At 51.3% G+C, this 21,846-nt stretch carries 22 protein-coding genes; 17 read left to right on the top strand and 5 right to left on the bottom strand.

Going from position 1 to position 21,846, the window contains the following annotated elements; genetic code table 11:
- Positions 1-5 precede the first annotated feature (5 nt).
- The 4 genes from PLA01S_RS17425 to PLA01S_RS17410 all read left to right on the top strand — a co-directional run bounded on the left by PLA01S_RS17425 (position 6) and on the right by PLA01S_RS17410 (position 3,532).
- A complete protein-coding gene (locus PLA01S_RS17425; protein WP_127593311.1) occupies positions 6-1,172 on the top strand; it encodes a DUF445 domain-containing protein in 1,167 nt (388 codons plus the stop codon).
- 73 nt (positions 1,173-1,245) lie between these two features.
- Positions 1,246-1,593 (top strand): YlbF/YmcA family competence regulator, encoded by a 348-nt coding sequence (locus PLA01S_RS17420; protein WP_071218055.1) that lies wholly within the window; start codon positions 1,246-1,248, stop codon positions 1,591-1,593.
- 139 nt (positions 1,594-1,732) lie between these two features.
- Positions 1,733-2,020 (top strand): hypothetical protein, encoded by a 288-nt coding sequence (locus tag PLA01S_RS17415; RefSeq protein WP_100538809.1) that lies wholly within the window; start codon positions 1,733-1,735, stop codon positions 2,018-2,020.
- Positions 2,021-2,197: 177 nt separating this feature from the next.
- Complete coding sequence (locus PLA01S_RS17410) at positions 2,198-3,532, top strand: DRTGG domain-containing protein (protein ID WP_127593310.1); 1,335 nt, start codon at positions 2,198-2,200, stop codon at positions 3,530-3,532.
- A gap of 81 nt (positions 3,533-3,613) precedes the next feature.
- Here PLA01S_RS17410 and PLA01S_RS17405 read toward each other — a convergent pair whose 3' ends face one another.
- The 3 genes from PLA01S_RS17405 to PLA01S_RS17395 all read right to left on the bottom strand — a co-directional run bounded on the left by PLA01S_RS17405 (position 3,614) and on the right by PLA01S_RS17395 (position 4,850).
- The gene (locus PLA01S_RS17405; RefSeq protein WP_127593309.1) at positions 3,614-3,925 is read right to left on the bottom strand and encodes a YtpI family protein; all 312 of its coding nucleotides are present in this window, start codon (positions 3,923-3,925) and stop codon (positions 3,614-3,616) included.
- Between the two features lie 91 nt (positions 3,926-4,016).
- Complete coding sequence (locus tag PLA01S_RS17400; RefSeq protein WP_127593308.1) at positions 4,017-4,520, bottom strand: sporulation membrane protein YtrI; 504 nt, start codon at positions 4,518-4,520, stop codon at positions 4,017-4,019.
- Between the two features lie 3 nt (positions 4,521-4,523).
- Complete coding sequence (locus tag PLA01S_RS17395; RefSeq protein ID WP_100538805.1) at positions 4,524-4,850, bottom strand: YtrH family sporulation protein; 327 nt, start codon at positions 4,848-4,850, stop codon at positions 4,524-4,526.
- 178 nt (positions 4,851-5,028) lie between these two features.
- On the opposite strand from PLA01S_RS17395, the gene PLA01S_RS17390 reads away from it, so the two are divergent.
- From PLA01S_RS17390 to PLA01S_RS17355, 8 genes are all read left to right on the top strand, one after another.
- Entirely contained in the window at positions 5,029-8,757 is a 3,729-nt protein-coding gene (locus tag PLA01S_RS17390) for a DNA polymerase III subunit alpha (protein WP_127593307.1), read from the top strand.
- 145 nt (positions 8,758-8,902) lie between these two features.
- Positions 8,903-9,397 carry a phosphatidylglycerophosphatase A family protein gene (locus PLA01S_RS17385; RefSeq protein ID WP_076324336.1) on the top strand — a complete coding sequence of 165 codons (495 nt, stop codon included), beginning with the start codon at positions 8,903-8,905 and terminating at the stop codon, positions 9,395-9,397.
- Positions 9,398-9,553: 156 nt separating this feature from the next.
- The gene (locus PLA01S_RS17380) at positions 9,554-9,742 is read left to right on the top strand and encodes a hypothetical protein (protein WP_006212044.1); all 189 of its coding nucleotides are present in this window, start codon (positions 9,554-9,556) and stop codon (positions 9,740-9,742) included.
- Between the two features lie 92 nt (positions 9,743-9,834).
- On the top strand, positions 9,835-10,728 hold the full coding sequence (accD, locus tag PLA01S_RS17375; RefSeq protein WP_071218063.1) for an acetyl-CoA carboxylase, carboxyltransferase subunit beta: 894 nt from the start codon (positions 9,835-9,837) through the stop codon (positions 10,726-10,728).
- Positions 10,728-11,711, top strand: coding sequence for an acetyl-CoA carboxylase carboxyltransferase subunit alpha (locus tag PLA01S_RS17370; protein WP_100538803.1), 984 nt, complete (start codon positions 10,728-10,730; stop codon positions 11,709-11,711). Before accD ends, PLA01S_RS17370 begins: the two co-directional genes overlap by 1 nt.
- Before the next feature lie 119 nt (positions 11,712-11,830).
- Complete coding sequence (gene pyk, locus PLA01S_RS17365) at positions 11,831-13,258, top strand: pyruvate kinase (RefSeq protein WP_127593306.1); 1,428 nt, start codon at positions 11,831-11,833, stop codon at positions 13,256-13,258.
- 105 nt (positions 13,259-13,363) lie between these two features.
- Complete coding sequence (locus PLA01S_RS17360) at positions 13,364-13,873, top strand: acyl-CoA thioesterase (protein ID WP_127593305.1); 510 nt, start codon at positions 13,364-13,366, stop codon at positions 13,871-13,873.
- 4 nt (positions 13,874-13,877) lie between these two features.
- Complete coding sequence (locus PLA01S_RS17355) at positions 13,878-14,270, top strand: FxsA family protein (protein ID WP_098748409.1); 393 nt, start codon at positions 13,878-13,880, stop codon at positions 14,268-14,270.
- Between the two features lie 169 nt (positions 14,271-14,439).
- Here PLA01S_RS17355 and ytvI read toward each other — a convergent pair whose 3' ends face one another.
- A complete protein-coding gene (gene ytvI, locus PLA01S_RS17350; RefSeq protein WP_127593304.1) occupies positions 14,440-15,558 on the bottom strand; it encodes a sporulation integral membrane protein YtvI in 1,119 nt (372 codons plus the stop codon).
- Positions 15,559-15,935: 377 nt separating this feature from the next.
- Here ytvI and citZ point away from each other — a divergent pair, with 377 nt between their 5' ends.
- The 5 genes from citZ to PLA01S_RS17325 all read left to right on the top strand — a co-directional run bounded on the left by citZ (position 15,936) and on the right by PLA01S_RS17325 (position 21,174).
- Entirely contained in the window at positions 15,936-17,048 is a 1,113-nt protein-coding gene (citZ, locus tag PLA01S_RS17345) for a citrate synthase (protein ID WP_100538799.1), read from the top strand.
- 144 nt (positions 17,049-17,192) lie between these two features.
- The gene (gene icd / locus PLA01S_RS17340) at positions 17,193-18,485 is read left to right on the top strand and encodes an NADP-dependent isocitrate dehydrogenase (protein ID WP_100538798.1); all 1,293 of its coding nucleotides are present in this window, start codon (positions 17,193-17,195) and stop codon (positions 18,483-18,485) included.
- A 14-nt stretch (positions 18,486-18,499) separates the two neighbouring features.
- Positions 18,500-19,441, top strand: a complete 942-nt coding sequence (mdh, locus tag PLA01S_RS17335) for a malate dehydrogenase (RefSeq protein WP_100538797.1) — start codon at positions 18,500-18,502, stop codon at positions 19,439-19,441.
- A gap of 152 nt (positions 19,442-19,593) precedes the next feature.
- Positions 19,594-20,019, top strand: coding sequence for a hypothetical protein (locus PLA01S_RS17330; RefSeq protein ID WP_100538796.1), 426 nt, complete (start codon positions 19,594-19,596; stop codon positions 20,017-20,019).
- A gap of 288 nt (positions 20,020-20,307) precedes the next feature.
- A complete protein-coding gene (locus tag PLA01S_RS17325; protein WP_127593303.1) occupies positions 20,308-21,174 on the top strand; it encodes an SDR family oxidoreductase in 867 nt (288 codons plus the stop codon).
- A gap of 133 nt (positions 21,175-21,307) precedes the next feature.
- On the opposite strand, the gene PLA01S_RS17320 is transcribed toward PLA01S_RS17325, so the two are convergent.
- Positions 21,308-21,679, bottom strand: a complete 372-nt coding sequence (locus tag PLA01S_RS17320; RefSeq protein ID WP_127593302.1) for a hypothetical protein — start codon at positions 21,677-21,679, stop codon at positions 21,308-21,310.
- Between the last annotated feature and the right edge of the window lie 167 nt (positions 21,680-21,846).

Raw genomic sequence — 21,846 nt, 5'->3', positions numbered from 1 at the left:
TTAAAATGCAGAACTGGCTGTTTATTTTGGTGAACGTGTGCGTTGCTGCTTTTGTTGGCGGCATAACGAACCACTTTGCGATAAAAATGCTGTTTCATCCCCGTGAAGAAAAAATCATCCTGGGCCGCCGCGTACCCTTCACGCCAGGGCTCATTCCAAAGCGTAAAGACGAAATAGCCGAGTCGTTGGGACGCGTGGTCTCGGATTACCTGGTGACAAGCGAGGGCTTGCAGGAGCTTATTCGTAAGCCGGTGTTTCGGGGTAAGATAGAGGACAGCCTCTATCGGAAGCTGGAGGAATGGAGCCGGTCGGAGCTGAGCTTCGGAGACTTGGCGCTAAAGGTATGGAGTTCCGAACAGTGGGAGCAATTGAAGGTCAGGGCCGAACAATCGGCCCGCCAGCTTACGGCCCGGGGGGCCGCAGCAGTATGGCACGGATACGGGTTGGAGGCAAAGCCGCTGAAGGAGCTTGTTCCCGGCTGGTCGGAGGAAACGATTCAGGGCTGGAGCGGAGCTGCCGCCGATGTTGTGCTGAAGGAGCTGAAGAACACTCTGCTGTCCGCTAAGGGGCAGCTAATGCTATCGGATGTGGCTTCTTCGCTCATCGATAAGGCTGGCGGGTTTCTGGGGACGATGGCTTCGATCTTTGTGGATGAGGATAAGCTGGTCCAGAAGCTGACGCCCATGCTGATTCAGCAGCTGGAGGGAGAGAAGATCCGCAAGACCATCACGGATATCATCACAGGAAAGCTGTCATATTACGGTGAGATGCCGCTCGGGAATATCATCGAACATGCCGCGGGTGAGCCGGGTCTAGCTTGGATCACCCGCACATTGGATGACAAGCTTCCTTGGTCCAAGTGGATTGAGCGAATCGAGTTTCTTCGCGCAGACGAGGTAATTGGACCGCGAATGTCTGCCATCAAAGCAGCTTTGCCTGGACTGCTCGATAAGGGACTGGGCTTCCTTGAGCGAAGCATCCCTGCGGCCATGAAGGCTGTTAACTTACCGCAGCTCGTTCAGGAGCAGGTGGAGAAGTTTCCGATTGAGCGGCTGGAAGAGATCATCCTGAGTGTGTCCGGCCGTGAATTCAGGGCCATCACCTGGCTTGGGGTTCTGCTGGGCGGAGTGATCGGATTGTTCCAATCCATGCTGACGATGCTGTGGAGATAAGATTTTGGATGGTGTAAGGCGAAAGGCGAATTAAAAAACGGCATTTCGGCCGAATATATTGGAGGAATTAAAAATGAACATTTATGACAAGGCACATGATTTGGCAAAAGCGATGAAGGAAAGCAAGGAAGTAGAGGAAATTACCTCAGCTATGAAACTCGTGGATGCAGATCCGGAGAGCAGACGCATGCTGGATGACTTCCGTCAGCGCCAGATGGAGCTTCAACAGCGCATGATGTCCGGCGATATGCCGGCACAGGACGAAATGGAGAAGATGGAGAAGCAGTTTGAGGTGCTGAGCCTGAACCTGAACATCCGCCGTTTGTTTGACGCTGAGCGGCGTCTGAGTGTCATTATCGAAGACGTGAATAAGATTATATCGGACAGCCTCCAGCATCTGTACGGACCAGCCCAACCATAAACGATCTCTCTTCATCAGGTTGCGTGCCGATAACTTCAAGACAAATTCGGTATATTTTTAAAAACTTGTCTCATAAATTGCGCAAGCTCCTCATAGAGTAGAAATATAGATTTCAGAGAGTAGAGGAGCTGCGTTTACAATGAAAAAAAAGAAGAACAAGTTTAAACACACCGCGTATCTATTGGTTGCACTCGGCATGTTGATATACGCCCTTCCCAGCATTTCTTTCTCTGGCGGGTTCTCATGGGTTTCGCTGTTCGGTGCAGTCTGGGCAGGATTTGCCCTGCTCGTGATCGGTTCGCATCTCTATTACCTCATCGGTGTAGATGAAGCGAAACAAAAAGCGCTCGATGAGATCCGCAAGGAGAAATTGCATCAATGGGAATTGAAATGGCCTGAGGAACAGAAAAGCCAGGAAGCCAATTAAGAGTCAAATCACAGCGGGAGCTGTGATGAGCAAAAACCTCCCTTTAAGGGATACGGTTGGATCGCCCATCCGTTATCCTTCAGGGGAGGTTTTTTGTATCTGACGGGTATGGGAGCGTCATTGGACGTGATATAATAGATACAGTATGGTACAGATAGTGTTCTGGGGGTGTAACAGTTGGACGTTCGAGATGATACGATTACCAAACACGAGCAGTTGGTTCAGCATATTGAAAGTTTGAAGGTTGGAAGCAAAATATCGGTACGACGGTTAGCCAAAGAGATGGGCGTCAGCGAGGGTACCGCTTATCGGGCGGTGAAGGAAGCGGAAAGCCTGGGCATCGTGGTCACGAAGGAACGGATTGGCACGGTTCGCGTGGAACGGAAGCCGCGGAACATATCCGAGCAGCTTACGTTTGCCGATGTCGTTGAAATTGTAGAAGGGCATGTGCTTGGCGGTGCGGAAGGGCTTAATAAAAGCCTGCATAAGTATGTGATTGGCGCCATGAAGGTGGAGGCAATGATCCGATATATCGATGCCGGAAGCCTCATGATCGTCGGTAACCGTGAAGATGCCCATTTCCTTGCACTTGAGCAGGGGGCGGGGGTACTGATCACCGGCGGTTTCGGCACCAGCCGGGAAGTGAAGCAGCTGGCAGACCAGCTGCATCTGCCCATTATATCGTCCAGGCATGACACGTTTACCGTCGCCTCCATGATTAACCGCGCCATTTTTGACCGTTTAATCAAGAAGAAAATTATGCTGGTGGAGGATATCGCTCATGATAAGCCGAAGAATCACCAGTTGAAAAACTCCGTCACGGTTCAGGAATTCAAACGGATTTCACAGGCGACCGGGGAAATCCGGTATCCGGTAACGGACGAATGGAACCGGGTCATCGGCATTGTTGGGGTTCGGGATGTGGAAGGGCTCGCCGAAACCCAGCCGATCGAGAAAGCGATGACCCGTAACCCGGTGACGGCAAGCATGAAAACTTCGCTCGCCTCAGCGGCGCAGATTATGATGTGGGAAGGGATCGATTTTCTGCCGATTGTGGATCGCAACCGCAAGCTGCTTGCTACGGTCACCCGTAAAGAAGTGCTTGGGGCACTGCGGGATGCGCGAAACCAGCCTCAGCTCGGCGAGACGTTTGATCAGCTGATCTGGAACGGAATCGCAGAGGATCGGGATGAGGAGGGGCGTTTGTTCTTTCACGGTTTTATCACGCCCCAAATGGCTTCAGAACTTGGAACGATTTCGCAAGGGGTGCTCACAACCGTGATGAGCCAAGCGGCGGTTAAAGCGGCCAAGGATATCAGCGGCTGGGATCATGTGCTGGACCATCTGTCGACGTATTTCATCCGGCCTGTGCAGATCGAGGATCCAATCGTCATTATGCCGAAATTGCTGGAGATCAGCCGTCGTACCTGCAAGATGGAGATTGAGATCCAGCATCAGACGAACCTGATTGCCAAAGCGGTCATGACGATGCAGGCGATCGATCACGGCTAACGCAAACGCCGGACAACATAAAGGGGCATCCCGCAGGTCGCAATGGACCTTCCGGGATGCCCCTGTTCCGTTCAATTTCACTTAGCTGGCTGTCCGCGAATTCTTCAGTCTGCTGTAATAGGTGCGGCTTCTTATGCCGGAAAATATATTAAATGCCCCAAGCACCAGGAACACGGCCTCTACAATGACAGCCGGCGTGGAGCCGCTGAACAGAAACATGCAGACTAGCGAAAGGGAAACCAGCATAATGCCCATAAAGAGGTTCATCATGGACATATAGATGCCGCGGTCAGCGGGATCCGCTACTCGCCGTGCGCGAATGCTATACAGGGCGGCAGCTACCACGGACAGAACGAGGATCATGTATAGGATATAGTGGATGACTGTGATCATGGGAGGCTCCTTTGGGTCCATAACAGCTTAACGATTGACGATGTCGACGCCAAGCGTGTTAGATTCGATCATGTACAATACCGGTATTGTATCATGATCCGGTTGACTTTGCATCCACATGATCAAAGCTAACCCAGATTTGAAGTACACCTTCCATGACAAGCATGGTCTTGATCTGGACCTTGTAATCCTTTTCGCGAACCGTATATATTTTGTCGCTAAGGAGTGAGCGCGTCAGCTTGCTGTCCGCGTCGATATCAAACACGTTACGGCCCCGAAGGGCTGCCAGATCATCGCCCATAAGCCTGATGAGTTCTTTGATGATCACGGGATCCAGCGGCGCCCTGTCGTTTTGCTCGCTCCGGATCTTGATTTCTTTGATGACCGTGGATTGTTTATTGTATTTTTTTAACGACTCGATGTCTTCTTCATATTGTGCAATTTTGATCTGCTGGCCTTGATTCGTTTCCCATAGTTTATTGTAGGCTGCATGATAGACCGAGTTGTAGACGATGCTGCCGACAACCATCCCCAGCACGAAGATGGATGCGACCTGATAGAAGGGGCGGAAGCGGTGGGCTGGAGGTACCCGCATGGATTAACTCCGGCTGGAGCACACCCATTTGACCAGCTCGCTGCCCATGTGTGCTCCAAGAAATGCAAAGCCGAGATATAGAATTTGTTTGATCGCAGGGGATAAATTGCCGACGGCCACGTTGCTTTCAATGACTCGCATCGGATCAATGGTGCCTCCGATGGCAGCCGCAAGCGCCCATATCTTAATCCGGTCCGCAACCTCAAGCATCGTCTGGGTGGGGGGCTGCAGGGACAACACGGCGCCCACGCCTCCCACCATGGCTCCCCCCAGCACGATGCCGAAGGCTATAAAAAAGTCCAGGATCGCTCTTGATAAAAAAACACTCATGCCCTCATGTCTCCTCTCTTGTATTGGTGGATGTCACGGCAACCGCCTGTCCACATACTCCCTAGTTTCATTCTATGGGCGGGCCTAGCGGGATTATGATAAAATGGTATAAAGACTTTTTAAGATATTCTTGGATTGATTTTAAATATACATGTACCGGCGAAAGGAAGGCGTTACGATGAGCTCTTTCGTGCATTTGCACGTGCATAGTGAATACAGTTTGCTCGATGGAGCGGCACGTATCGGTGACCTGGTGCGGGAAGCGGCGGCGCTTGGAATGAAATCGCTGGCGTTGACGGATCATGGCGTGATGTATGGTGCCATTCCGTTTTATAAAGCCTGCCTGGCGCAAGGCATCAAACCGATTATCGGTTGCGAGGCCTATATCACGGCAGGCTCCCGCAAGGAGCGGGGAAGCCGCAAGGATCAGCCGATCTATCATTTGATTCTGCTTGCCAAGAATGAGACCGGCTATCGCAATTTGATGAAGCTGTGCTCGATCGGACATTTGGAGGGGTACCATTACAGACCCCGAATCGATATGGAGGCACTCGCCGCCCATCATGAAGGCATTATATGTCTCAGTGCTTGCTTGGGCGGCGAGGTTCCTCAGCATCTGCTTCATGGACGTGAGGCGGAAGCAAAAGCCGCTGCGCTTCGTTACCAGGCGATTTTTGGAGAAGATTACTACCTGGAGCTGCAGGATCACGGAATTCCGGAGCAGAAGCGCGTGAATCCCCAGCTGATTCAGCTGAGCCGCGAGACCGGCATTCCGCTGGTCGCCACCAATGATGTGCATTACCTGGCCGAGAGCGATGCTGAAGTTCAGGACGTCCTGATCTGCATCGGCACGGGCAAAACGGTGGAAGATGAAGACAGGCTGCAAATCCAGACGAACCAGCTCTATTTGAAGAGCGGCAGCGAAATGGAGCGTCTGTATCCTCATGTGCCTGAAGCTATATTGAATACGGCTAAGATTGCGGATCAATGTAACCTGGAGCTGGAATTCGGCAAGTCGATTTTGCCGGAATACAGCGCCCTTCCGGAAGGGAAAGATGCAGCCGAATACTTGCGGGATCTCTGCTTGAACGGGCTGCAAGAACGTTACGGGAATACGGAGCGGTGGCAGGATGAAGCGCTGCGCAGCGAGCTGGAGCAGCGTCTGAACTATGAGCTCGGCGTCATCGAGAACATGGGCTTCAGCGATTATTTCCTGATCGTATGGGATTTTATCGCCTATGCCCACCGGCAAGGCATTGCGGTTGGACCGGGCAGGGGTTCATCGGCGGGCAGCCTGGTAGCCTACACCCTTCAAATTACGAATGTGGACCCGATGAAATATAAATTGTTGTTTGAACGCTTCCTGAATCCGGAGCGGATTACGATGCCGGATATTGATATCGACTTCAGTGACGAGCGCCGGGAAGAGGTCATTGATTACGTGGTGGATAAATACGGGAAAGAGCATGTCGCCCAGATCATTACGTTCGGTACGATGGCGGCAAGGGCAGCCGTCCGTGATGTCGGACGAGCGCTGAATGTGCCGTTCGGGGATGTGGACAAGGCGGCCAAGCTCATTCCTAACCATCTGGGCATCAGCATCGCAGGTGCGATGGAGCAAAGCCCGCAGCTAAAGGAGCAGTACGAGAAGAAGCCGAAGGTGCGCGAGCTGATTGATATGGCAATGAAGGTCGAGGGCATGCCCCGTCATGCTTCGACGCATGCGGCGGGCATTGTCATTTCCCGCGATCCGCTGACGGATGCGGTGCCGCTGCAGGAAGGCAGCGAGAAGACAGCGCTGACGCAGTATTCCATGGAGAATCTGGAGAGCGTGGGGCTGCTCAAGATGGATTTTTTGGGTCTGCGGACGTTATCTATCATCGAGCGTACGCTGAGATGGATTCAAGAATTGACCGGCAGAACACTCGATTTCGAACAAGTGTCGGATGACGATCATCTGACGTATGAGATGCTGGGGCGCGGCGATACCACGGGCGTATTTCAGCTCGAATCCGCGGGCATTCGGCGGGTCTTGAAGGATCTGAAACCTTCGGTGTTTGAGGATATCATATCCGTCAATGCCTTGTACCGCCCGGGTCCCATGGAGTTTATTCCGAAGTTCATTCAAGCCAAGCATGGCCGGATTGAGCCGGAGTATCCCCATTCGGACCTGATCCCGATATTAGGCGATACGTACGGCATTATCGTCTATCAGGAGCAGATCATGCAGATCGCTTCGACGATGGCCGGTTTCTCGCTCGGGGAAGCGGATTTGCTGCGAAGAGCGGTTTCGAAGAAGAAGCGCGAAGTGCTGGACCGGGAGCGGAGCCATTTCGTTTCGGGCAGTCTCAAGCTCGGCTATAGCGAGGATGAGGCCAACCGCGTGTACGATATGATCGTCCGGTTCGCGAACTACGGATTTCCCCGTGCGCATGCCGCCGCCTACGGCGTGCTGGCCTTCCAGACGGCTTATCTTAAGGCGCACTATCCGGTTCCGTTCATGGCTTCCATGCTGACTGCCGTTATGGGCAGCCACCGGAAGGTAGCCGAATACGTGCTGGAGGCACGGCGCCTCGACATCGAGGTGATGCCGCCCGACGTCAACGAAAGCGGAACGTATTTCACGCCGGTCATAAGCGGACCAGCTGCCGAGGGCGGCGATGATGAAGCCAATCGTCCGGCCGGAGGCGGAATCCGATTCGGGCTTGCCGCGATCAAGAACGTCGGCACGCAAGCGGTGGAGAATATCGTCGAGATCCGGCGTGAAAAGCCGTTTGAAAGCCTGCTCGATTTTTGCCGCCGGGTGGACCTCCGCGTATGCAACAAACGCGTGATCGAGTCGCTTATTCAGGCGGGGGCATTCGATTCCTTGCAGGGGCATCGTTCCCAGCTGGTTGCCATGCTGGACGAAACGGTCGAAGCGGCCGTGAAATGGAGAAAAGAACGGGATGATCTCCAGATTCAGCTCTTCGACTTCGTGGAAACGACGAATTGGGACATTGAATATCCGGACATCCCGCCTTATACCGCAACTCAGCAGCTCGAATTCGAGCGTGAGCTGCTGGGCATGTATTTGTCCGGCCATCCGCTGGACGGCTTCGAAGATACGCTGACGGAGTCGGGAGCTGATCGGTTAATGGATCTGCATGAAGCGGAAGATGAGTCGATGGCTACGGTTGCCGGGATGGTGGTTACGCTGAAGACCATTACAACGAAACAGGGGAAGGCGATGGCCTTTATGGAGTGCGAGGATCAAATCGAGCGCTGTGAGGTTGTTCTTTTTCCTGAAGTGTGGAAGCGAAGCGCGCATTTGATTGAAAAAGGCGCGCTGCTCGCGATACGGGCGAAGGTCCAGCTGCAGGACGAAGGCTTCAAGCTGCTGGCCGAAGAAATCGCTCCGCTTGAGGCGCAAACCTTGAGCCAACTGGTTCAACGAAGCAAGGTGCGGGGAACAGCGAGCGGCAGAGGAAGATCCGGCGGAGAGAATAATGGCCAAGGCGGAAAATCGGGGGCAGCCGGCATGCAGCCGGTTTCGACCGGTAATTCATCGGCAGTCCCGACCCCGGAGCCGCTTGCCGCCCGCCGTGGTCATGATTCGACCCCAATCCGAAACGAAGCATCGGGCAGCAGCCTATCGCCCGAGAAGGAATCTCGTACCGTCGTATCGAATCATAAGGCTGGGCAGCGTGTGTTTGTGAAAATAACGGCCGATGCGGAACAATCGGAGCTGTTGGTGAAGCTGAAAGAGCTCCTGCAGCAGCATCCGGGGCATGTGCCGACGGTGCTGTTTTACGAGCGAAGTCAGAAGGTACTTGCGCTTAGCGATGCCTATCGGATCAAGCCCTCGACAGAGCTTTTTGCCGAAATGGAGAGCATGCTGGGCAAGGACACCGTTAAAGTGAAGTGACATGAAAATTTAAGAACGTTTCCCATCCCTCCCGCATACAATTAGGACACTACAGGTAATGTTGGCCGAGTATTCGCATGAAGAAGGCTCTTCATGATAGAACCGGAATGAAAGAGCACGGCCAAAGACGCGGGGGGGGATTGTGATGTCAATGGACTTGGCAGAAAGCATGCTCAGCCGCAGAGGAGTCAGCGTAAGCTCCATCGCGGATATTGTGTTGAAGCTTCAGCAGCGTTATCATCCGAAGTTAACCATCGAGCAGTGTGAAGAAAGCGTCCGGGCCGTTCTCGGCAAGCGCGAAGTGCAGTATACGCTGTATACGGGCATTGCGCTGGATGAGTTGGCGGAGAAGAAACTGCTGCCGGAGCCGCTGCAATCGATTATGGAGCAAGACGAACCGCTCTACGGAGTGGATGAGACCATGGCGCTTGGTGTCACGAGCATATATGGCATGATCGGACTGACCAGTTTCGGTTATCTGGACAAAGAAAAAATTGGTGTAATTGAGATATTAAATGAAAAGTCCGACGGGATTCATGTGTTTCTGGATGATCTCGTTGCAGGCATCGCCGCTGCCGCTTCCTCGCGCATCGCGCATAACAATCCCGATGCGGCCCATTACACCGCGGGTTCTGACTGAATTGCGCGAGCGGTGTCGAATCGCTGCATAAGGGTACAGATTTGGCTTTCAGCCCCCTGCTCTCTTTGTTGAGGTAAAAACTGAAGTATGTTATCATTATCCATTATATCGGCTCAGGATATGCCTGTGGGACGAGATTAGGGGGATCTGAAAGGCATGTGGACGGTAATCTATATTGCGCCAACTGCAAAGGTGGCGGAAATGATCAAGACCAGGCTAACGGAAGAAGGTTTTTTGGTTCAAAGCCGTCCTGTGAATCTTTCCAAACAGCAGTTTGAGATTTTGGTACCCTCCGGAGAGCTTGAGGAAGTACAGGAAGTGTTGAATTCGATATTGCACCCCTAGTTTCATCTGGGTTACATAGCGAAGCTTAGCGTACGGATCGGCGATGTGCTATTGCAGCGGCCATTCAAATTTACGGCTGGAGAGGTGTAGTTGTGTTTAAAGACTTGTTTCAGAAAAAAAGGAAATACGCAACGATCCCATCGGAACGACTTGGGACGGCAGGGCAGCCTCAAGAAGGCGAACGCCCGAAACGGGAAATTCCGGAAGGTCTGATGAATAAGTGTGCTAAGTGCGGCACCATTCAATACAGCAAAGAGCTTGAGAAGAATCTGAAGGTGTGTCAGGAATGCGGACATCATATGCGCCTGAACGCGGTAGAACGGATTGCGATGACGCTGGATGAGACAGGCTTTGAAGAGTTTGACGCGGATATGATCTCGGTGGATCCGCTCAAATTTCCGGGATATGCGGCCAAGCTCGAGCAGCAGAAGATGAAGTCCGGTCTTCATGATGCGGTTATTACCGGTCAAGGCTCGATTCTCGGCCAGCCTGTTGTGGTGGCTGTGATGAGTTTTGATTTCTTCACGGGAAGCATGGGCTCCGTCGTCGGGGAAAAAATCACCCGAGCGATCGAATTTGCGACGGACAAGCGTTTACCACTCATTATTTTCTCCACCTCCGGCGGTGCCCGGATGCAGGAGAGTATTCTCAGTTTGATGCAGATGGCCAAAACAAGCGCTGCCCTGTCCAGGTTTAACGAGCTCGGCGGGCTCTATATTTCAGTGATAACGGATCCGACGACCGGCGGTGTATCCGCCAGCTTTGCGACGCTTGGCGATATCAATATTGCCGAGCCGGGAGCCGTATTCGGCTTTGCGGGCCGTATCGTTATTGAACAGACCATTCGCCAGAAGCTGCCGGATGATTTCCAGACAGCGGAGTTCAACTTGGCGCATGGTCAGCTTGACATGGTTATTCATCGGAAAGATATGCGCTCCATGCTTGGTAAGCTGCTGGAGATGCATACCGTGAAAGGGGGATTCTGATGTCAGGCGAATTGCCTTTTGAAATGCCACTTGCCGAAATGCGCAAGAAGATTGATGAACTGAAACAATTCGGACAGGAAAAAGGGATCGATTTCACGGATGAAATCGCCCGCCTGGAAGAACGATATAGTCGTTTGGAGGAAGAAATCTATTCTTCGATTTCGCCCTCCCAGAAAATGCATCTGGCCCGTCATCAGCAGCGACCGACGTCGCTTGATTTGATCCAGTTGATCTTTACGGATTTTATCGAGCTGCATGGAGATCGTCTCTACGGGGACGATCTTGCCATTGTCGGCGGCCTGGCCAAACTTGACGGCGTTCCCGTCACAGTGGTCGGTCAGCAGCGCGGTAAGGATACGAAGGACAATATCGCGCGTTTCTTCGGAAGTCCACATCCGGAAGGCTTCCGTAAAGCCCTGCGACTTATGCAGCAGGCGAACAAGTTCAAGCGTCCCATTATCACGTTTATTGATACAAAAGGCGCATATCCGGGTAATACAGCAGAAGAAAGAGGTCAGTCCGAGGCGATTGCCCGTAATCTACGGGAGATGTCGTCCCTTGGGGTGCCTATTGTTTGTGTGGTCATCGGCGAAGGTGGAAGCGGCGGTGCTCTTGCGATGGCTGTAGGCAATCGTGTGCTGATGCTCGAGCATGCTATCTATTCCGCCATTTCACCGAACGGTGCCGCATCCATTCTGTGGAAGGATGCATCCAAAGCGGATCAGGCTGCGGAAGCCATGAAGATCACCGCTAAGGACCTGCTTGAAATGGAAGTCATTGAGGAAATTATACCGGAGCCTAAGGGCGGTGCGCACCGCAACTATGAAGAGACGGCCGCCGCCATTCAAAGTGCACTGATCAGCCAGCTGAAAGAGCTATCCGTCATGGATGCCTGCGAACTGAAGGAAGACCGGTACCGCAAATTCCGCAAGATCGGCGAATTCGATTTTGCGAAGGCGGAACAGGAAGACGTGATTCTGTAAAAGTCTGATGAGTATGTGACGATATGACAAAGTTCCTATACAAATGAGACTTTTTGTAGTAGATTTAGTTGTTGGAAAAAGAGATATAGAGAACCCTTTAATAAACGGAGGAAACCCAAATGCGCAAAACAAAAATTGTATGTACCATCGGTCCTTCCAGTGAATCGTTGGAAAACACCAAGAAGCTCATTATGGCCGGCATGAACGTGGCTCGTCTGAACTTCTCCCACGGCGACTTCGAGGAGCATGGCAACCGGATCAAGAACATCCGCCAAGCTTGTGAAGAGTTGAACAAAACGGTAGCGATCCTGCTTGATACCAAAGGACCGGAAATCCGTACAGGTAAACTTGAAGTGGAACCGATTGAGCTTGTACAAGATGAATATATCACCCTTACTACCGAGGAAATCCTTGGTGATAAGAATCGTTTGTCCATTACTTATAAAGAGTTGCCGCAAGATGTTCAAGTCGGATCCACGATCTTGATCGATGACGGTCTGATCGGTCTGACCGTGGTGGAGATTCAAGGCACCGAAATCAGATGCCGCATCGTCAATGGCGGAACCATTAAGAGCAAAAAAGGTGTAAACGTACCGGGAGTCGCGATTTCTCTCCCAGGAATTACGGAAAAAGACGCCAACGATATCGTTTTCGGGATCGAACAGGGCATCGATTTTATTGCCGCTTCCTTCGTTCGTAAAGCAAGTGACGTGCTTGAAATTCGCGAATTGCTGAAGAAGCATAATGGCGAGCACATCCAAATCATCTCCAAAATCGAGAACCAGCAGGGCGTTGACAACCTGGATGAAATCCTCGAAGTATCCGACGGCTTGATGGTAGCCCGCGGCGACCTCGGCGTAGAGATTCCGGCTGAGGAAGTTCCATTGGTTCAAAAACGCATGATCGAAAAATGTAACCTGGCTGGCAAACCGGTCATTACGGCTACGCAAATGCTGGATTCCATGCAGCGCAACCCGCGTCCTACCCGTGCGGAAGCAAGTGACGTTGCCAATGCGATTTTCGACGGTACCGATGCCATCATGCTGTCCGGCGAAACGGCTGCAGGTAAATACCCTGTAGAATCCGTATTGACCATGTCCCGTATCGCAGAGAAAGCGGAATCCGCACTGAACTATCGTGAAATGTTCTTGAAACAGCGTATTGCTCAAGATACCAGCGTTACCGAAGCAATCAGCCAATCCGTTGCAATCTCGGCACTCGATCTGAATGCCAAAGCCATCATATCGTCCACGGAATCCGGTCAAACGGCTCGCATGGTATCCAAATACCGTCCAGAGGCTCCTATCGTCGCTGTCACGACTCAAGACAGAACGTTGAGACGTTTGGCACTGACTTGGGGCGTAACGCCGGTTAAAGGCGAACAGGCTTCTTCTACGGATGAGATGTTTGATTATGCGCTGCAAGGCGGCGTGAAGTCCGGACTTGTGAAAGAAGGCGATCTTGTTGTGATTACAGCAGGCGTGCCGCTCGGCCGTTCCGGCTCTACCAACCTCCTGAAAGTGGCTCAAATTCCACAGGAGAAGTAATACAACAGTCAAGAATCCCACTGGATTCTGAATATAGCTGCACATAAGCAATGGACGATGATTCTGTCGACCATTGCTTTTTGCATAGATGAGGGAGTGATGTTGATGCCTAAACCAACCGTACCGACACGAAGTCGCTGGTTCTGGACTTCATTTCGGGTGCGTTACCAGGAAAGCGATCAAATGGGTGTCGTATATCACGCTAACTATTTAAACTGGTTCGAGATCGGGCGTACCCAAATGATCCGTGAAATGGGATTTACGTATCGCGGAATGGAAGAAGAAGGCGTCCTGCTCCCGGTGGTTGATCTTGATATCAAGTACCGCCAGCCTGCGCGGTATGATGATCTTGTAACGGTATTTACCAGAATGACTGCTTTCTCCCCGCTTCGAATACACTATGAATATGAGGTCCGTTTGCTGAGCGAGCAGGAACAGGCAGATTTGGGGACGATGGATCTGTCTCCCGAATCCGGGCTTCCCGGTGCCTTGTTAACGGCAGGGGCGACCCGTCATGTATGGCTGAATAGAGAGTGGAAGCCGGCCCGACTGGATAAATGCGCGCCAAAGCTGTATGATGCATTGAGGGACACCCTTTGGGGGAGGAAGGAGTAGCTTCATGTTCAAATGGTTGCTGGCAGCGATTATCTTCGTGCCTGCTATTGAAATATTCGGCTTCCAGTTCGTTGCGGATCGCGTGGGCGGCATGAATACCTTGCTATTGACGCTGCTGACCTCTGCGGTTGGCGTGGCCATGATGAGGTTCGAAGGTCGCAAAGCGATGGAAGATGCCAAGCAGAGAATGAATTCGGGCATGGTTCCGGGTGCTTCCATGGCCGATGGCCTATGTATATTTGCGGGTGGAGTACTACTTATTCTGCCGGGTTTTGTAACTGACATTATCGGATTTACGCTGATATTTCCGCTGACTCGCCCGCTGTATCGGATTTTGCTGTTGAAATGGATGAAGAAAAATATGAAAAACGGCAAGATTACGATATTTCGCAGATAATACAAACAGGCATCACCCATAAGACCGGCCCCTCAAGGGCCGGTCTATTTATGCATGGAGCACGAGAGAGCTCCGGAAGTATCAGGGAAGACCAGGAAGCACCTCTATCAATCCTATGATAATCTGATCACCATAGCGCTATGATGAGTCAAACATGTCCGTCCGACTGCTACCTGAACCTGCCCCCGATAATATAATTCCTAAGGTCCTTGAATACATGGGCCCGGTGAAAAGCATCCAGGATGACAAGCGACACGGGACCTACAATCAGCCCCAGAATGCCGAACAGCTTGAGCCCGACGAACATGCCCAGCAGGGCGGCGAGCGGGTCCAGTCCCACACTGCTGGCGAGCACCTTGGGCTCCATGATCTGCCTGACGATCAGGATGATGCTGTACAGGACGGTCAGTCCGATGCCGAGCGTCAGGTCGCCCGTCATAAAGGCATACAGCGACCAAGGGATCAGAACGATGCCGACGCCCAGGTATGGGAGAAGATCCACCAAGCCGATCAGAAGACCGATGGAGAAGGCGGAATCGACCCCGAGCGCATAAAGGGTGATCATGACGATAAGGGCCGTGATGGAGATGAGGATCAGCTGGGCCCTCGCGAATCCGAACAACGCTTTTTTCAGATCTGAGAAGATATAGACCATGGGTTTGCGAATGACGTTGGGCAGGATGCGGAGAAGCGCGCGATTATGGCGCTCCCAGCTGTTGCTGAGAAAGAACGTGGACAGCAAAACGACGATGAGAATGGTGCCTAAGTTCGGCAGGTAATAAATAATTTGCAAAATTCCGTTAAAAATACCAGTAACTAAATCGGTCACGGCCGTGCCAATCGTTTGCGTTGTGCGGGTAATATTCTGATTGATGGTATCGTGATAATTCGGGTTGTTCTGATAGAACCGGCTAATCTCATTGATGATATTCTGGAAGCTATCATTCTGCGTCCAGGACGTCAGCCATTCCATCCAGGCATCAATATGGAGATTGAAGGACTGGGACAGGATAATCAGCTCCTTGACCAGTCTGGTGACAGCCGCAGTGAGGATCAGCAGAGCCGCTCCGAAATACAGCAGCAGGGACAACGTGACAGCGAGCCACCGCGGCAGCTTCAAACTCCGTTGAAGCAGGTGGACGCAAGGATTCATGGCATAGGCGATGATCCAGGCCAGAAGGAAGGGATAAAGCAGCGGCAGCAGTACATATATCAAATAGGCGATCACGAAGGTGGAAGACAGCACCCACACTGCCCGGCCAAAACGCTTGAGCATCAATCGTTCCAAACAATCACACTCCTTTGCAGCACTTCAGGGACGAGCAGAATCGCTCATTCCTATACGTATGCAAGGAGTTTCAATATAAGGATAAAGAGTTGGAAAACGCTTGTCTTCATGATTCGACAATGAGAATTATCACAGGTATAATGGAATTGTAAGTGATTTCAAAAAAATGTTTATGGTGTCGATAAAACAATTTGATGCGGCGAATGTCGCTGCTCATGTTCACATATCAGACAAAATCCAGTATGATATGAGAAGGTTTGTGACTAGGACCATAGCAATTTTTTTGCGCGTTTTTCTTTTTTATCCGACTTCATGAAAATGTTTTCATGATTGTCAAAATAGTTCAGTTTATCCCGATCATAAAGGAGAGATGTTGCATGACAGCTACCAAGGGTTTGGAAGGCATTGTAGCTACCACCTCCGCGATTAGTTCGATCGTCGATGGCGTTCTGACTTACCGTGGATATGATATTGACGATCTCGCAGAACATGCAAGTTTTGAAGAGGTAGCCTATCTGCTCTGGTTCGGAAAACTTCCGAATGCCGAAGAGCTTAAAGCCCTTCAACAAGATTTGAGCGACTATGCTGCCATTCCGGATGAGCTTATCCAGCAGATCAAATTGTATCCGAAGGATACCAATACGATGGCTGCGCTTCGCTCAGCTGTATCCGCGCTTGCTCTGTATGACGCCGAAGGCGACGATATGAGCCGTGAATCGAACGAGAAGAAAGCGGTTAAACTTCAAGCGCAGCTTCCGACGATCATTGCTGCCATCGCCCGTGTTCGTCAGGGCAAAGAGCCGGTGGCTCCGAAAGCCGGCGTCTCCATCTCGGAGAATTTCCTGTATATGCTCAGAGGCGAAGACCCTGATCAGACTTCGATCAAGGCTCTGGACCAGGCACTGGTATTGCATGCGGATCACGAGCTTAACGCATCCACGTTTGCTGCCCGTGTAACCGTAGCCACGCTGTCCGACATATATTCCGGCGTTACTTCCGCCATTGGCGCGCTTAAAGGACCTCTGCACGGCGGCGCGAATGAAGCCGTCATGAAGATGCTGAACGAAGTCGGTTCGATTGATCGGGCTCAGGCTTACATTCAGGAGAAGCTGGACAACCGTGAAAAAATTATGGGCTTTGGACACCGCGTATACAAAAACGGCGACCCGCGAGCGAAGCATCTGCAAAAAATGTCCCGCGAGCTTGGTGAAATGAAAGGCGACACCACGCTGTACGACATGTCGGTATTGATCGACGAAACGGTTACCAACCAAAAAGGACTGAAGCCGAACGTTGATTTCTATTCCGCATCGGTCTATACGCAGCTCGGCATCGAGCAGGAATTGTTCACGCCGATTTTTGCCATCAGCCGTGTATCCGGATGGACTGCGCACATTCTTGAGCAGTATGAAGGCAACCGTATCATCCGCCCGCGCGCAGAGTATACAGGGATGACCGACCAAAAATATGTGCCGATAGAACTTCGCTAAGTGGCTGGCAATCATGTACAATAGGCTAGAGAACCGCTCAAACGTGACTGAATCGCGGGTGGCGGGTTTCTCTGTGCCTATTCACGCGAGTATTTTGGGAATGGCTAGAGACAAGAACCATATTCTAAGGAGGAACTCATACTCATGAAATTGGAAAAATTCGCATTACCAACCGAAGGCGAGAAAATCACGATTGATAACGGAACCCTGCAGGTGCCTAACAACCCTGTCATTCCTTTTATTGAAGGTGACGGTACAGGCCGTGACATTTGGAAAGCTTCCAAGCGCGTCCTTGATGCAGCCGTAGAAAAAGCATACAACGGTTCCAAGAAAATTGCCTGGTATGAAGTATTTGCCGGTGAGAAGGCATACAATACATACGGTGAATGGCTCCCGAACGATACGCTTGAAGCGATTCGCGAGTACATCGTTGCTATTAAAGGACCACTTACAACGCCAATCGGCGGCGGTATCCGTTCCTTGAACGTTGCCCTTCGCCAAGAGCTGGACCTGTATACTTGCTTGCGCCCTGTTCGTTACTTCAACGGCGTACCATCTCCGGTAAAACGCCCTGAGCTGGTTGACATGGTTATTTTCCGTGAGAACACGGAAGATATCTACGCAGGTATTGAGTATAAAGAAGGCTCCGAAGAAGTGAAGAAAATGATCAAGTTCCTTCAAGACGAAATGGGAGCAAACAAAATCCGCTTCCCGGAAACGTCCGGTATCGGGATCAAGCCTGTATCCTCTGAAGGTTCCAAGCGTCTTGTGCGTGCAGCGGTTGAGTATGCGATCAAGCATGGCCGCAAATCCGTGACACTGGTTCACAAAGGCAACATCATGAAATTTACAGAAGGAGCCTTCAAAAACTGGGGGTACGAAGTGGCTGAAGCTGAATTCGGCGATAAAGTGTTCACTTGGGCTCAATACGATATCATCAAGGACAAAGACGGCGTAGATGCGGCTAACGCTGCTCAAAAAGCAGCTGAAGAAGCTGGCAAAATCATCGTTAAAGATGCGATTGCCGACATCGCGCTGCAGCAAGTTCTGACTCGTCCAACCGACTTTGATGTCATTGCGACATTGAACCTGAACGGGGACTATCTGTCTGACGCGCTGGCTGCACAAGTTGGCGGTATCGGTATCGCTCCAGGGGCTAACATCAACTATGTAACAGGACATGCGATTTTCGAAGCGACTCATGGTACAGCTCCGAAATATGCAGACAAAGACGTAGTCAACCCTGGTTCCGTTATCCTCTCCGGCGTAATGCTGCTTGAGCACCTCGGATGGCAGGAAGCGGCTGACCTGATCTACAAAGGTATGGAAACATCCATCAACAACAAAACGGTGACTTATGACTTCGCCCGCCTGATGGAAGGCGCTACCGAAGTGAAATGCTCCGAGTTCGCAGACGAAATCATTAAAAACCTGTAAGGAGGAGATTCATCGTGGCAATTACTCGTAAAAAGATTACGGTAGTAGGTGCTGGCTTTACAGGTGCGACTACCGCCCTGATGCTTGCTCAAAAAGAACTGGGTGATGTGGTGCTGCTGGATATCCCGCAGCTCGAGAACCCAACGAAAGGTAAAGCGCTGGATATGCTCGAAGCAAGTCCCGTTCAAGGATTTGACAGCAACATAGTCGGTACGTCCAACTATGAAGATGCAGCTAATTCCGATATCGTAATCATTACAGCAGGTGTAGCCCGCAAGCCGGGTATGAGCCGCGATGATCTCGTTAATACCAATGCAGGGATCGTAAAATCCGTATGTGAGAACGTGAAGAGTCACGCACCGAACTCCACGGTTATCATCCTGAGTAACCCGGTGGATGCCATGACCTATGTGGCATACAATACACTCGGATTTCCTAAGAACCGCGTAATCGGTCAATCGGGCGTACTGGATACGGCACGCTATTGCACCTTCATCGCGCAAGAGCTGAACGTATCCGTTGAGGATGTCCGCGGTTTCGTTCTGGGCGGCCATGGCGATGACATGGTTCCGCTCGTTCGTTACTCTAGCGTGGGCGGCATTCCGATCGACACGCTGATTCCGGCTGAGCGCATTGAAGCGATTGTGCAGCGCACCCGGGTCGGCGGCGGCGAAATCGTCAACCTGCTGGGGAACGGCAGCGCATACTATGCGCCGGCTGCTTCCCTGGTACAAATGACGGAAGCGATTCTGAAGGACAAGAAACGGATCATTCCGGTTATTGCACTTCTGGAAGGCGAGTACGGTTATGACAACCTGTTCATGGGCGTTCCGGCCATTCTCGGCGGAGACGGCATCGAGCGAATTTTCGAGCTTGAGCTGACTGGCGAAGAGAAAGCTGCACTTGATAAGTCAGCGGAATCCGTGCGTAACGTAACTTCGGTTGTGAACCTGTAATTGAATCAGGATTCACAAAATCGTCTAATAATGCAATCCCGTCCCGTGATTCGGGGCGGGATTGCTTTTCTTTGGATGATCTCTCCAGTATAATAAGAGACGATGAACTTGATGTAATAAAAATCACACTTATGACTTTGGAGGAATTGTTTATGTGGAATGTGACATTTTTTCTGCATATGGTCGGCACGGCGGCGCTAGGGTTTTACTTGATCCTGCCGTTTGTTGTTGGCGGTATTCAGAAGCTGTCTCTCGGCGCTCAAGAAGGAGCCGTTAATACAATTCGAGTAGCGAACCGTTTTGCTCAGTACGGTTTGGTTATTCAGTTGTTGACTGGCGGATATATGATGTCCCAGGGCGAGTATTCGGTTCCTTGGATGATCATTGTAACGGTTCTGCTGCTGGCGATGTTTGCGATTGGAGGCATTATGGGCAAACCCCTGAAGAATGCGCTTGCAGGAATCCGCGAGAAGCGTGAAGTGAAGGAAGAAACTGGTAAGCTTAGTACATTCAGCGCGTTGTTGTCCCTCCTGCTGCTCGTCATGATTTTCTTCATGGTATTTAATGACATCATCTAAGAACAGCTACATATGAAAGAGAAGCCGTCCGTATATTCGGTCGGTTTTTTTGATATTACAGCAATTATATGTTCCGGGGGTCCCAGCAAAATCTTGACTGGACTTTAGGCGCAAGGCCCGGTTTTTGAGGAGGGATTTTGTTACGGGAAAAGAGCCGCGCTTACGTTTGATCCCGTTCAATATGGGTAAAAACAATAGCGAAGGGCTTTTTATGAGAATAAGAAGCCGCGTCGAACGCATCCTATGAGAGGTAGTTTGAGATACTGACCTGAAAGGAGAAATGTTCATATGCCACAAGATCAACAGAAGCAAACATTGCCGCCCCAGCATCAGGATCACAGACCCGGAACCGAATCGGAGATGCACCCAAAACCGGAGTTTGAAAGCAACGAGTACAAAGCAGCCGGTAAGTTACAAGGAAAGGTTGCGCTAATTACCGGAGGCGACAGCGGAATCGGCCGTGCGGTTGCGGTCCACTATGCCAAGGAAGGCGCGGACGTATCCATTGTGTATTTGAGCGAGCACAAGGATGCGGAAGAGACCAAGCGTCAGGTGGAGCAGGAAGGCCGTAAATGCCTGCTTATCGCCGGCGACGTTGGCGATGATGCATTTTGCCGCGATGCGGTCACCGAAACCGTGGAGAAGCTCGGAAAGCTCGATATTCTTGTCAACAACGCAGCCGAACAGCATCCACAGAAAAAGATTGAGGATATTACCAAAGAACAATTGGAGCGGACATTCCGTACGAATATATTCGGCATGTTCTATCTGACGCAGGCGGCGATGCCGCATCTGTCCAAGGGAAGCTCGATTATTAATACAACCTCCATTACGGCATATCGGGGAAGTCCGCAGCTGCTGGATTATGCATCAACCAAGGGAGCTATCGTGGCCTTTACGCGTTCGTTGTCGATGAACGTGGTCGGGCAAGGAATCCGAGTGAATGCCGTTGCCCCGGGACCGATCTGGACGCCGCTGATTCCTTCAACGTTCCCGCCGGATCAGGTAGCCGAGTTTGGGGCGACCCAGCCGATGAAACGTCCGGGTCAACCGGAAGAACTGGCTCCTGCCTATGTATATCTTGCTTCGACGGACTCCTCCTATGTGAGCGGCCAAGTGATTCACGTGAACGGCGGCGAAGTGATTAACGGCTAAGACGATTCATTTGCTAACAACCGATAGTTACAACATAACATGGAAAACAGAGCGGACATCCGGGGCTTCGGCCCGGATGTCCGTTATTTTATCATGGGTGAGAGGAGAGGTTATGGGGCTTGGCTTAGGTGAATCAGATGCTTCTGAAACCGGATGGAAGCACGCCGGTTTCCCGAATCGCTCTGATCTGAGCGCGCGTCAATCGACGGTTGGAGCTGATAATGGATTCCGGCTCTTCGCCGCGAATAATATCATCAAGATCAGCGATGTTAGTGTTGCCTCGGAACACCCTGAAGGCGCCCCTGAAATTCGTCTCCGAGAACAGGACCAGGGTTGCATTGGAGTTGGTGGAGAAGAATCTCAAGCTTTCAATGTCCCCGAAAGTTCTCTCGAGATTGCGGATCCCGACGTTTCCACGAACCACAAATCGGCGTCCTCTGTAAAACTCATTTCTAAACAGGGCAAGTCTTGGAAAGACCACCTGGGAGATTGAGGCTTTCATCATAGCAATCACCTCCTTTCCTTAACCAATATATGTGAGATTCATAGAATTGGTATGGTCGATGCGACGGGGAAAATCAACACATTTTCTCTACTCTTTCATTTTTTCAAGTAAACCCTTTCATGTGCGAAATGATATGATATGATAACAATATTGGCAGTTTATAATGA

This window comes from Paenibacillus lautus NBRC 15380, assembly GCF_004000945.1.
Taxonomy (GTDB): Bacteria; Bacillota; Bacilli; order Paenibacillales; family Paenibacillaceae; genus Paenibacillus_AQ; species Paenibacillus_AQ lautus.
The sequence above is the reverse complement of the archived record's forward strand: the minus strand, read 5'-3'. Positions and strand labels throughout refer to the sequence as shown.